This is a genomic window from Stenotrophomonas sp. RG-453 (genome assembly GCF_033843685.1).
Taxonomy (GTDB): domain Bacteria; phylum Pseudomonadota; class Gammaproteobacteria; order Xanthomonadales; family Xanthomonadaceae; genus Stenotrophomonas; species Stenotrophomonas bentonitica_A.
The window spans coordinates 214,588-225,982 of the sequence record NZ_JAMYED010000004.1 but is presented as its reverse complement, the minus strand read 5'-3'; the positions used below and the strand labels follow the sequence as shown (position 1 = coordinate 225,982).

Below are 11,395 nucleotides of genomic sequence, written 5' to 3'. Positions count from 1 at the left end.
CAGGAAGGGGCACCGTACGGTCCAGTGCGGGAACCGCGGTGTCATTCCCAGACAGGTTCGGGGCCGCGCGGTGGGCTACAGGCCGAGTGCCCGCAGTTCGCTGCAATCACGCGAACGTTCCCATACGCGCTGCAAACCTTCCTGCAACGGTCGTGAACGTGCCGGTTGGGCCAGCCCGGCCTCGCCATCGAAGCGGTGGCCGCTCAGACGAAAGTAGTAGTCGCCCGTATCGTTGAGCAGGCAGGCAGATGGCGTCGCGCGGTCGATCGGATCGCTCACCTCGCGCACCCGGAAGACGCTCGGCAGCCGCTGGAGCAGGCTCAGCACGGGTGATCCGGCCCGACGGATGGCGGCGCTGTCGTGGACGATCAGCCAGGCCTGTTTGTCGTGGCGGGCGGTGGCGTAGCGGCGCAACGCTTCCAGCACCGGCGGTGCATCGAGCAGGCCGGGGTCGAGCTGGCGGCTGTGGATCCACAGCTGGCGACGGGCGCGGTGGATCAACGCGGTGGTGATCGCCACGGCCTCTTCGGTGCGCTCGATCGCGACTGCACCGGACAGGGCCAGGCGCATGTGCTGGTGGGCGATGCCGGCCTCTTCGAAGATCTCGCCTTCCGGCAGAAAGCCCTGCCGGGTATAGAACACGCGGGCCGGCAGCTGCGCATGCAGCCCGACCTCGCGCCAGCCCCGGGCCCGGGCCTGGTCGACCAGGACCAGCAGCAGGGCTTCGCCGACGCCTTTGCCACGCCAGGCCGCCAGTACCGCCATGCGGCCGATCCGGCCGTCCGGGGTGAGCCGTCCGGCCCCGATCGGGGTGCCGGCGGTGTCGCAGGCCAGGACATGCACGCTCAGGGGGTCGAGCGCGTCGATCTCCAGTTCGGCGGGGACCTGCTGCTCGTCGACGAACACGGTGAACCGGACCCGGTGCAGCGCGGCGTGCTGCGCCGGGTAGTCGACCACATCAACGTGGAAGCCTGGGCCGTTCATGGCGGGCGCGATCAGCCGCGCTGGGGCTCGTCCTTGCCGTCAGTCTCGTCGCTGTCATCGAAATCGACGATCACTTCGATGCCGTCGTCATGGATGGTGACCTCGTGCACGTCGGCCTGGATGGCCTCGTCATCGATGACCTCGACCGCGTCGGTGCCGTCGACGATGTCGTACTCGGCGACGTAGTCGTCTTCATCCTCCAGGCCGGCATCGTCCACCAGCTGGTAGAAGCCGCCGGCGACCAGCGCCTGCACGGCATCACGGCCCTTGGCCGAGAGCTTCTGGTACAGCGCCGCGCCGATCTGTTCGGTGCCGGCCAGTACCTGGGCATCCTTGACCGGCAGGGCGAAGTCCAGGCCGCTGCAGTACAGGCTGGCGCCACGCTTGGCACGGCGCCAGGCCAGGCGCGCCCACGGGTGGCGCTGCAATTCCACGCCCGCGCCCAGCGCGGCTTCGATCTCCTCGCGCGGCAGCGGTTCGCCGTGCGCCATCACCTCCCCGGCGGCGCGGTAGGTGGTGATGAAGCGGCCGAACCAGTCGCCGAGCTTGTCCGGGTCGTTCATGCGGATCGCATTGAGCGCTTCGACCACGCGGTTCATCGAGACCACGTCGATCTCGTTCGGATCCTCCGGCACCTTCAGGTCCGGATCCTGGTAACGGATGGACTCGTCGGCGCCCTCGATCAGGGTATCGAGGTAGTCGCTGATCAGTTCGGCCGAGGCCGGGGCGCGCATGCCGAAGGAGAACGTCAGGCAGGGGTCTTCGGCAACGCCGTTGTGCGGCACGTTCGGCGGCAGGTAGAGCATGTCGCCCGGGGCCAGCACCCAGTCGTGGGTCGGCTTGAAGCGGCGCAGCAGCTTGAGTTCGACGTCGTCGCGGAAGTCCAGCGGCGGGCGCTTGCCCTTGATGGATTCGCTGGCGTCGATCTGCCAGCGGCGGTGGCCATAAGCCTGCAGCAGGAAGACGTCGTACTGGTCCACATGGGCGCCGACCGAGCCGCCGGTGGCGGCGAAGCTGATCATCACATCGTCCATGCGCCAGCGCGGCAGGAAATCGAAGTGGCTGATCAGGGCGCGCACGTCGGCGTCCCACTTGTCCACGTCCTGGACCAGCAGGGTCCAGTCGTGGTCCGGCATGCCGGGGAATTCTTCTTCCTGGAACGGGCCGGTACGCACGGTCCAGCCATCGGTGGCGCGGTCGTGGGTGATCAGCCGCGACAGCGCGCCTTCTTCACAGGCCAGACCGGCGAGGTCTTCGGGCTGCACCGGGGTCTCGAAATCGGGGAAGGCGCCGCGGATGAGCAGCGGGCGCTTCTGCCAGTAATCGCGCAGGAAGGTAGCGGCGGGCATGCCCAGCGGCAGGCCGGGGCGGGCCTGGATGTCGATGACGGGGGTTTTGATCTTGCGTGCGGCCATGGGGGAGATCCTTGGAGCGTGTAGACGGTAGTTCGGGGGCGCAGCAGGGCGGCGCCCATGCCTTCAGATCGCCTTGGCCAGATCCGCTGCCAGGCCGATGTAGCCGCCCGGGGTCAGGGCGCGCAGGCTCTGCTTGGCGTCGCCGGGCAGGTCCAGCGATTCAACGAAGGCCTGCATCGATTCGGTGGTGATGCCCTGGCCGCGGGTGAGCGCCTTGAGCTGTTCGTAGGGGTTGGGCAGGCCATGGCGGCGCATGACGGTCTGCACCGCTTCGGCCAGCACCTCCCATGCGGCGTCCAGGTCGGCATCCAGGCGTTCCGGATTGACGGTCAGCTTGCCCAGGCCCTTGGCCAGCGAGTCCAGGGCGACCTGGGTATGGCCGAAGGCGGTGCCGACCGCGCGCAGCACGGTGGAGTCGGTCAGGTCGCGCTGCCAGCGGCTGATCGGCAGCTTGGCGCTGAAATGCTCGAACAGGGCGTTGGCGATGCCGAAGTTGCCTTCGGCGTTTTCGAAGTCGATCGGGTTGACTTTGTGCGGCATGGTCGAGGAGCCGACTTCGCCTTCCTTGAGCTTCTGCTTGAAGTAGCCCAGCGAAATGTAGCCCCAGACGTCGCGGGCCAGGTCGATCAGGATGATGTTGGCGCGGCGCGCGGCATCGCCGATCTCGGCGACGTTGTCGTGCGGCTCGATCTGGGTGGTGTACGGGTTGAACACCAGGCCGAGGCTTTCCACGAAGCGCTGGGCGAAGGCCGGCCAGTCCACGTCCGGGTAGGCGATGACGTGCGCGTTGTAGTTGCCCACCGCGCCATTGATCTTGCCGGTCAGTTCGACGGCGGCGATCTGGCGGCGCTGGCGCTCCAGGCGGGCCACGACGTTGGCCACTTCCTTGCCCAGGGTGGTCGGCGAGGCGGTCTGGCCATGGGTGCGCGAGAGCATTGGCTGGGCAGCCTGGGCATGGGCGAGGGCACGCAGCACGCCGGCGATGTTGTCCAGCGAGGGCAGCAGCACTTCGCGGCGGGCCTGCTCGAGCATCAGCCCGTAGCTGAGGTTGTTGATGTCTTCACTGGTGCAGGCGAAATGCACGAACTCCAGCGCGGGGCCCAGCTCCGCATCGGCGGTGAGCTGCTCCTTGATGAAGTACTCCACGGCCTTGACGTCGTGGTTGGTGGTGCGCTCGATCTCCTTCACCCGCGCGGCATGGGACGGGGCGAAATCGTCGGCCAGGGCGCGCAGGCGTGCAGTGGCGGCAGCCGAGAACGGCGCCAGTTCGACGATGCCCGGCTCATTGGCCAGTGCCAGCAGCCATTCCACTTCCACCTTCACGCGGGCCTTGATCAGGCCGTATTCGGAGAAGATCGGGCGCAGGGCGTCGACCTTGCCGGCGTAGCGGCCATCGAGCGGGGACAGGGCGAGCAGGGCGAATTCGGACATGGCAGGGCGCAGATCGGTGGCAGCGGGGGCCGCCATTCTACGCTGCCCCGGCGTCCTCGGCCTGTGCCATGCGCACCGTCACGGCCTGGATCCGGTGCCCAGCCATGCGCTTAATCGTGAACTGGTGCCCGTCGATCTCCAGCTGCTCGCCTTCCTCGGGCAGCCGCTGGAGCTGGTGCACGATCAGCCCGCCGACCGAATTGAGGTGGTCCGGCGCGCTCAGGTCGTGTCCCAGCAGCCGCTCCAGCCGGAAGATCGAGGTCGAGCCGGCCACCAGCAGGGTGCCGTCGGCGCCACGGGTGGGGGCATCCTTGACGATATGCGGGTGTTCGTCCTCGATATCCCCGACCACCACTTCCAGCAGGTCTTCCAGGGTGAAGTAGCCCAGGATGCGGCCGTGCTCTTCCACGCACAGCGCCAGGTGGGTGGTGCCGGTGCGGAAGCGCTCCAGCACCAGCGGTACCGGGGTTTCCAGCGCGATCAGGTTGGCCGGGCGCAGCAGCGGGCGCAGGTCGTCGGTGGGATTGCCTCGAGCGATCTCGACCAGCAGGTCCTTCATGTGCAGGATGCCCAGCACTTCCTCGCCATCGCGGTCGAACCACGGGTAGCGGCTGTAGCGGCTTTCGGCGAACTCGGCCATGACGTCGGCCAGGCGCATGCCTTCGCGGAACGAGCGCATGTGGTCGCGGGAGCGCATCAGGTCGCCGGCCACCAGCTCGGGCAGCTCCAGCGCGTGGCTCATCAAGGTGAGGTCCTGGTCCGGCGCACTGCCGAGCGGTTGCTGGCGACCCACGATCAGCTTGAGCTCCTCGCGCGAATAGCGGTGCGAGGTGTGCTCCACATCGCCCCAGCCGGCCAGGCGCAGCAGCGCATTGGCGCTGTTGTTGAGCAGCCAGATGGCCGGGTACATGGCCCAATAGAACAGGTACAGCGGCGCGGCCGTCCACAGCGACATCGCCTCGGGGCGACGGATCGCCATCGATTTCGGCGCCAGTTCGCCCAACACGATGTGCAGGAACGAGATCAGGCTGAAGGCAATGATGAAGGACGTCAGGCGCGAGGCTTCCGGGGTCAGCCCCAAGGTGTCGAACAACGGCTGCAGCAGGTGTGCGAAGGCCGGCTCACCGACCCAGCCCAGGCCCAGCGAGGACAGCGTGATGCCCAGCTGGCAGGCCGACAGGTACGCATCCAGGTGCGAGTGCACGTTGAGCAGCAGCCGTCCCCGCCAGCCATGGTTCTCGGCCAGGCCGACGGCCTGGGTGTGGCGCAGCTTCACCAAGGCGAACTCGGCGGCCACGAAGAAGCCGTTGAGCACCACCAGCAGCAGGGCCAGCAGCAGAAGCAGGAGGTTGCCGATCATCCGGGGCCCCGCAGCGCTGCTGCCTGGAGCGGAACGGCACCCGCGGTCGCCAGGGCGGCGAGGGCGGTCATCGGTGCGTGCGCGCTCGCACGCCCGGTACTACTGTCGGGATCGTCACCCATGGGGGCGGCAGTCTGTCTGAATGAAAACGAATCCCGAGTCTAGCCGATCCACCGCGTGGTTGGGTTTCAACGGTGCTTGGGAGTATCGTGATCAGAGCCGCCAGCCAGGGAATCAGGCCCGTTGCCAGCCGCAGGTTCCCTTTCATCCACGAAAGATGTGCGGAGTTGAAGCAATGAGCAAGGGTTTCAGGATTGAACACGACAGCATGGGCGAGCTGCAGGTGCCCGCCGATGCGTTGTGGGGCGCGCAGACCCAGCGCGCCGTCGATAATTTCCCGGTGTCGGGCCAGCGCATGCCGCGCGGTTTCATCCGCGCGCTCGGCCTGGTCAAGGGGGCTGCGGCCAACGTCAACGTCGAGCTGGGCCATCTGCCGCGCAACATCGGCAAGGCCATCGAAGCGGCCGCTGCCGAAGTCGCCGACGGGCGCCATGACGCGCACTTCCCGATCGACGTGTACCAGACCGGTTCGGGCACCTCCTCGAACATGAATGCCAACGAGGTCATCGCTACGCTGGCCAATCGTGCCGGCAAGGCGGGCAAGACCGCGGTGCATCCCAACGATCACGTCAACCAGGGGCAGAGCTCCAACGACGTGATCCCGACCGCGCTGCGCGTTTCGGCGCTGCTGGGCGTGCATGAGCAGCTGCTGCCTTCGCTGGTGCACCTGCGCAAGACCATCGACAAGCGTGGCCGCGCGCTGCGCAAGGTGGTCAAGACCGGCCGCACCCATCTGATGGATGCGATGCCGCTGACCTTCGAACAGGAATTCGGTGCGTGGTCGGCGCAGTTGTCCTCTGCCCAGGAGCGTATCGAAGACAGCCTCAAGCGCCTGCGCCGGCTGCCACTGGGTGGCACGGCCATCGGCACCGGCATCAATGCCGACCCGCGTTTCGGCGCGCAGGTGGCCAGGCAGCTCAAGCAGCAGACCGGCATCAAGTTCGACAGCGCCGAGAACAAGTTCGAAGGCTTGGCCGCGCAGGACGATGCGGTTGAACTGTCCGGTCAGCTCAACGCGTTGGCGGTGGCACTGATCAAGATCGCCAACGACCTGCGCTGGATGAATGCCGGTCCGCTGGCCGGTCTGGGCGAGATCGAACTGCCGGCGCTGCAGCCGGGTAGCTCGATCATGCCGGGCAAGGTCAACCCGGTGATTCCCGAAGCCACCGTGATGGTGTGCGCCCAGGTGATCGGCCACCACACCGCGATCACCGTGGCCGGCCAGACCGGCAACTTCCAGTTGAACGTGACGCTGCCGTTGATTGCCGCGAACCTGTTGGATGGCATCAATCTGCTGGCCAACATCACCCGCCTGCTGGCCGATACCGCGATCGCCGGGTTGAAGGTGCGCGAGGATCGCGTCCGCGAGGCACTGGATCGCAATCCGATCCTGGTGACCGCGCTGAACCCGATCATCGGCTATGAGAAAGCCGCCGCGATCGCCAAGCGTGCCTACAAGGAACAGCGCCCGGTGCTGGAGGTGGCCAAGGAAGACAGCGGTCTGTCCGAGGCCGAGCTGCGCAAGCTGCTCGATCCGGCCGCGTTGACCGCCGGCGGCATCCACGCCGGCGGCGGCGGGGGCGGTTGAGCGCGCGTACTACCTGAAACGAAAAACGGGCCGAATGGCCCGTTTTTTTCTGCGTGAGCCCCGTAGCGGCCGTCGGCCCCAGGGCAAAATCAAGGAGGAGGTCGTCGCTGCCAGGCGGCGGACGGGGGACAATTGCCCAGGGGCCTGCCGGCCGCTGCGGGGCTCAGTCAGTGGCGGTCGGCCTGCAGATTGCCGAAGGTCTCGGTGTAATCCTTGAATTCGGGAATCTTCGTGGTCAGGTCCGGCGGGATCGGCTGCATGCCATCGGGCACCTGGATCTTCACCGAGCGCTTGGCCGGGTCCGGCGGAGCATCGGTCAAGGTGTTCTGGCGCAGCACCTGCAACTGGCCGAACATGCCCTGCAGCATCGCCTGCTGCTCTTCGTTGAGCGGGATCTCGATCTCGTCGATCTTCATGTGCCCGTTGGGCAGGATGATGATGTTCGGCGCAGGTGCGCGGCGCACGGTGACCATGCCGTCGCTGACGGTGATCTTCGGCTTGCTGCGCTCGGCGCGGTGATTGCGGTACTCCTGGTCGCAACCGGTGGCGACGAGGCAGAACAGGGCGAACAGCAACAGACTCAGCTTCTTCATGAGCAGGCAACAACGCGTGCGGCGGGAACGCAGATTGTAGTCCCCTGGCGCCGGGAAGGGCCTGCCTGCGACGCATCGTCGCAGGCAGGGGCCGCTTACCTGCCGCAGTCGTCGATGTCTTTCTGGTCCATGGTCGCGTAGGGCTGGAAGGCCGGCAGCGCGGCCGCCAGCGCCTGCTGCCTGGCCATCATCCCGGGCAGCAGGCCGCACAGCTTCTGGGCCTGCCCTTCGATCTTCCTGGCCTCCTCGTTCACCCGCGCTTCGATGCCCTGGGTGTCACCGGAGAACATGCCCTTGATCGCCTCACCGGCCGCCTTCACGCCGAGATTGGCGCCGGCCACGCCGATCTCCATGCCCGCACTGGCCAGCGACTCGACCTGCTTGCGGTAGTCCTGCAGCAGCGCACGCTGGTGGGCATCCACCGGCACCGCCTTGCCATCGATCAGCAGGTCGCCCTGGGGGCTGATCTCGGCCTTGGGAGATTTGCCATTGGAGATGGAGATGTTGCCCTGGGCAATTTCCCGGCGGGCCTTGTCGGTGGCCTCCTGCACGGTCTTGCCGATGCTGTCGGTATCCAGCGCGCTGGTGGCCGGGGCGGCGGCGCTCTGGTCGGCGGGGGCTTTGCCTTTTCCGCTGTCCGGGGCGGTACAGGCGGCGATGGGCAGGCACAACAGCAGGGCAGGCAGCAGCAGTCGAGTTGTCATGGTCCGTATCCGTTGAGGGTAAAGAGGCTTACTTGCCGCGCGGCAGTTCAACCCGGCCGCGTACATTGCTGTGGCGGATATCGCCGCTGCCACTGTTGGCCACGCGCAGGTCGCCACCGACATCACGGGCCGTCACATCGCCGGAGCCATGGCGTTCCACGGTGACGCTGCCGCCGATGTCGCGCAGCTCGGTATCGCCGGAGCCGACGGTGCCGATCCGCACGTTGCCCTTGGCCTGGCGCACGTCGGTGTCGCCGGAGCCGACCACGCCGATCTCGACATTGCCGCCGACGGTATCCAGCTCGAAGTCGCCCGAGCCGATGGTACCGACCTTGGCGTCGCCGCGTACGTTGCGGGCCTTGAAATCACCCGAGCCGACCGAGAGCAGGTTCAGTGCACCGGCCCCATCGAGGATGACATCGCCCGAGCCGACTGCCGCGGTCACCAGCCCTTTGATGTTCTCCAGCTTGATATCCCCGGAGCCGACATCGGCGCTGAGCGAATGCGCACCGCTGACGCTGGCATCGCCGGAGCCGACCTTCATCTGGACCAGGAGCGTGTCCGGCACCGTGCCGCGCAGGTCCAGGTAGGCATAGCTGCTGCCGCTCATGGTGAGGCTGCGCCCTTCGCGCTGCAGGCGGACGACGAGCTTGTCGCCGACCTTCTGCTGGGTGACCGTGAGTTGGCGCAGCCAGTCCGCGTTGGAGGCGCAGGCGCGCCCGCCGAGCTGGGCCGCACCGGGGCCGGCCTGCAGCACCAGGTCATGCTGGTTCACTTCGAACACCACGGCCTTGGCACCGGCCAGGTCGAGCTTGAGGTCGCGCGGTTCGTTGAACTTGCACTGCGGTTCATTGGCGAGCGCGGTCAGCGGCAGCAGCAACAGGGAAGCAACAGCGAGCTTGCGGATCATGGGTGGCTCCTCGAAGAAGGGCGGGGGATCAGATTTCGCCAGCGCGGCGGCGCAGGCGGATGGCCAGGAACAGGAACACCACGCCGGCGGCAGCCCCGATCCACAGTTCCGGCATGGCCAGGGCGGCCAGCTGGTGGCTTGGGCCCAGTTCGTTGACCAGGTTGTCCATGTTGCCGTTGCCACTGAACATGGACTCACCGCGGTAGAACTGGTCGCTGGCCGGGACCGCGCTGAGCAGCAGGCGGCCGACGATATGCTTCCAGAACCAGCCGCCGGTCAGGTCGAACAGGGTCATCACCTTGGTGGTGCTGACGATGATGCCGGCGAACAGCGGAAGCATCACCGCCCACAGGAACGGCTTGGTCTTGGCCCAGGCCGAGCACAGCAGCAGCCAGCCAACGGTCGGCAGCGCCCAGAGCAGGTAGACCGGAATCCAGGACAGGTGGCCGGCGATGATGGTCAGCGGGCTGGCAGGGCCCCAGATCAGCATCATCGGATCACCGCCGTGGGCGATCACCACGATCGAGATCATCACCAGGAAGCCGAGCATGGTCAGGGCCGAGGCGATCACCGCGATGATCGGAGCGATCAGCAGCGCACTCACGGCCTTGGACAGCACCGTGGCGGTATCCGACAGCGGCAGCGATTTCCAGAACAGGATGCTGCGGTCGCGGCGGTCGTCGTACAGGGCGCCCAGGCAGTAGAAGAACACCACGAAGGCGAGCACGATCAGCGGCCAGCCCGAGCTCAGGATCAGGGTCAGGTCCAGGCCATTGGCCAGGTCGTGCAGGTCCTTGGCATCGAGCTTGCTGGTCAGCAGGCTCAGGTCCAGGCCGTTGATGTTGACGCTTTCGTTGTCGATGTGGATGCCGCCGCTCTTGACCGCACGGTGCATGGCGACCAGGCCGAACACGATGCCGAGCAGGCTCATCACCAGTGAGATGCCGCCGGCGATCACCGGCGCATACAGGAAGCCGCCGCGGTTTTCCCAGTACTCACGCTTGAGCAGCCACTTGAACGCACTGGCCTTGCTGATGGGATGGTTGACGGTGTTCATGCGTAGGTTCCCTTCATGATGGCCACGAACAGATCCGCCAGCCCCGGGCTGCGGATTTCGCCCAGGGGCGTGAGCTGGGCGCGTGGCACCCCGTCGAACAGCAGCACGGTCTTGCCGAAGGGCAGGGCACGTTCGTCGATCGGCTTGAGCGCGCGTGCGGCCTCCACGGCATCGGCGGACACCAGTACTTCGGTATAGCGTTCGCCGATGTCTTCCATGTCGGTGGTCAACACGATGCGGCCATCGCGGATGAACATCACATCGGTGAGGATGTGCTCGATCTCTTCCACCTGGTGGGTGGTGACGATGATGGTCTTCTGCTCGTCGAAGTAGTCCTCCAGCAGGCGCTGGTAGAACTCCTTGCGGTACAGGATGTCCAGGCCCAGGGTCGGTTCGTCCAGCACCAGGACCTTGGCATCGATGGCCATCACCAGCGCCAGGTGCAGCTGCACGATCATGCCCTTGGACAGTTCGCGCACGCGCTGCTTGGGATGCAGTTTGGTGGAGGCCAGGAAGCGTTCGCAGCGCGCCCGGTCGAAACGCGGGTGGGTGCCGGCGACGAAATCGATGGCCTCGCGCACCTTCATCCAGCGCGGCAGCACCGCCACGTCGGCGATGAAGCACACATCGTTCATCAGGGCGTTGCGCTGTACGGTCGGGTCCAGCCCGAGCACGCGCAGCTCACCTTCCACCGCAGTCAGGCCCAGCAGCGCCTTGAGCAGGGTGGTCTTGCCGGCGCCGTTGGGGCCGATCAGGCCGGTGATGCGGCCGGGCGCGATCGTGAAACTGGTGTTGTCCAGTGCCACGGTCTGTTTATAGGCCTTGCGCAGGCCTCGAGCGGAAATGACGACATCACTTGCAACGGCATTCATGAGGATTTCCCCTGGGGCAGCAATTCGTCGAGGTTCAGGCCCAGGCGCTGGATGCGTTCCAGGACCAGCGGCCATTCTTCATTGAGGAACCGGTCGCGCTCGCTGCTGCGCAGCTGCGTGGCCGCTTCTTCGGTCATGAACATGCCCAGGCCGCGGCGCTTCTCGACCAGGCCTTCATCAGCCAGTTCCTGGTAGGCGCGCGAAACGGTGATGGGATTGAGCTGGTACTCGGCGGCAACCTGCCGGACCGAAGGCAGGGCGTCGCCCGGCTTGATGATGCCGTCAAGCATCATGGCGATCACGCGCTCTTTCAGCTGGCGGTAGATCGGAGCACCATCGCTCCATTGAATATCGCTCATGG

The 11,395-nt window shown here is 66.6% G+C and carries 11 protein-coding genes; 1 reads left to right on the top strand and 10 read right to left on the bottom strand.

Annotated elements, in window-relative coordinates; translation table 11 throughout:
- Positions 1 to 75 precede the first annotated feature (75 nt).
- The 4 genes from NJD74_RS09340 to NJD74_RS09325 form a co-directional block, all read right to left on the bottom strand.
- On the bottom strand, positions 76 to 984 hold the full coding sequence (locus NJD74_RS09340; protein WP_319624045.1) for a GNAT family N-acetyltransferase: 909 nt from the start codon (positions 982 to 984) through the stop codon (positions 76 to 78).
- Positions 985 to 995: 11 nt separating this feature from the next.
- Entirely contained in the window at positions 996 to 2,399 is a 1,404-nt protein-coding gene (locus tag NJD74_RS09335; RefSeq protein WP_102787993.1) for a cupin domain-containing protein, read from the bottom strand.
- Between the two features lie 63 nt (positions 2,400 to 2,462).
- Entirely contained in the window at positions 2,463 to 3,830 is a 1,368-nt protein-coding gene (gene purB / locus NJD74_RS09330) for an adenylosuccinate lyase (RefSeq protein ID WP_102788243.1), read from the bottom strand.
- 37 nt (positions 3,831 to 3,867) lie between these two features.
- On the bottom strand, positions 3,868 to 5,190 hold the full coding sequence (locus tag NJD74_RS09325; protein ID WP_070470548.1) for a hemolysin family protein: 1,323 nt from the start codon (positions 5,188 to 5,190) through the stop codon (positions 3,868 to 3,870).
- Between the two features lie 295 nt (positions 5,191 to 5,485).
- On the opposite strand from NJD74_RS09325, the gene NJD74_RS09320 reads away from it, so the two are divergent.
- A complete protein-coding gene (locus tag NJD74_RS09320) occupies positions 5,486 to 6,898 on the top strand; it encodes a class II fumarate hydratase (protein ID WP_046273902.1) in 1,413 nt (470 codons plus the stop codon).
- 167 nt (positions 6,899 to 7,065) lie between these two features.
- On the opposite strand, the gene NJD74_RS09315 is transcribed toward NJD74_RS09320, so the two are convergent.
- The 6 genes from NJD74_RS09315 to NJD74_RS09290 all read right to left on the bottom strand — a co-directional run bounded on the left by NJD74_RS09315 (position 7,066) and on the right by NJD74_RS09290 (position 11,393).
- Positions 7,066 to 7,491 (bottom strand): hypothetical protein, encoded by a 426-nt coding sequence (locus tag NJD74_RS09315; protein ID WP_046273903.1) that lies wholly within the window; start codon positions 7,489 to 7,491, stop codon positions 7,066 to 7,068.
- Positions 7,492 to 7,586: 95 nt separating this feature from the next.
- Positions 7,587 to 8,195, bottom strand: coding sequence for a DUF2884 family protein (locus NJD74_RS09310; RefSeq protein ID WP_070470546.1), 609 nt, complete (start codon positions 8,193 to 8,195; stop codon positions 7,587 to 7,589).
- Between the two features lie 28 nt (positions 8,196 to 8,223).
- On the bottom strand, positions 8,224 to 9,105 hold the full coding sequence (locus NJD74_RS09305; protein ID WP_070470545.1) for a DUF4097 family beta strand repeat-containing protein: 882 nt from the start codon (positions 9,103 to 9,105) through the stop codon (positions 8,224 to 8,226).
- A 28-nt stretch (positions 9,106 to 9,133) separates the two neighbouring features.
- Positions 9,134 to 10,162: a hypothetical protein gene (locus NJD74_RS09300; protein WP_019185941.1), complete on the bottom strand. Its 1,029-nt coding sequence runs from the start codon at positions 10,160 to 10,162 to the stop codon at positions 9,134 to 9,136.
- Positions 10,159 to 11,034 carry an ABC transporter ATP-binding protein gene (locus tag NJD74_RS09295; RefSeq protein WP_070425479.1) on the bottom strand — a complete coding sequence of 292 codons (876 nt, stop codon included), beginning with the start codon at positions 11,032 to 11,034 and terminating at the stop codon, positions 10,159 to 10,161. The genes NJD74_RS09300 and NJD74_RS09295 overlap by 4 nt, the downstream gene beginning before the upstream one ends.
- Entirely contained in the window at positions 11,031 to 11,393 is a 363-nt protein-coding gene (locus NJD74_RS09290; protein WP_019185943.1) for a GntR family transcriptional regulator, read from the bottom strand. Before NJD74_RS09290 ends, NJD74_RS09295 begins: the two co-directional genes overlap by 4 nt.
- Between the last annotated feature and the right edge of the window lie 2 nt (positions 11,394 to 11,395).

Bases quoted from the DNA above. Each gene is read 5' to 3' on its own strand.
- NJD74_RS09340 (WP_319624045.1), bottom strand. From the start codon at position 984: ATGAACGGCCCAGGCTTCCACGTTGATGTGGTCGACTACCCGGCGCAG.
- NJD74_RS09335 (WP_102787993.1), bottom strand. From the start codon at position 2,399: ATGGCCGCACGCAAGATCAAAACCCCCGTCATCGACATCCAGGCCCGC.
- purB (WP_102788243.1), bottom strand. From the start codon at position 3,830: ATGTCCGAATTCGCCCTGCTCGCCCTGTCCCCGCTCGATGGCCGCTAC.
- NJD74_RS09325 (WP_070470548.1), bottom strand. From the start codon at position 5,190: ATGATCGGCAACCTCCTGCTTCTGCTGCTGGCCCTGCTGCTGGTGGTG.
- NJD74_RS09320 (WP_046273902.1), top strand. From the start codon at position 5,486: ATGAGCAAGGGTTTCAGGATTGAACACGACAGCATGGGCGAGCTGCAG.
- NJD74_RS09315 (WP_046273903.1), bottom strand. From the start codon at position 7,491: ATGAAGAAGCTGAGTCTGTTGCTGTTCGCCCTGTTCTGCCTCGTCGCC.
- NJD74_RS09310 (WP_070470546.1), bottom strand. From the start codon at position 8,195: ATGACAACTCGACTGCTGCTGCCTGCCCTGCTGTTGTGCCTGCCCATC.
- NJD74_RS09305 (WP_070470545.1), bottom strand. From the start codon at position 9,105: ATGATCCGCAAGCTCGCTGTTGCTTCCCTGTTGCTGCTGCCGCTGACC.
- NJD74_RS09300 (WP_019185941.1), bottom strand. From the start codon at position 10,162: ATGAACACCGTCAACCATCCCATCAGCAAGGCCAGTGCGTTCAAGTGG.
- NJD74_RS09295 (WP_070425479.1), bottom strand. From the start codon at position 11,034: ATGAATGCCGTTGCAAGTGATGTCGTCATTTCCGCTCGAGGCCTGCGC.
- NJD74_RS09290 (WP_019185943.1), bottom strand. From the start codon at position 11,393: ATGAGCGATATTCAATGGAGCGATGGTGCTCCGATCTACCGCCAGCTG.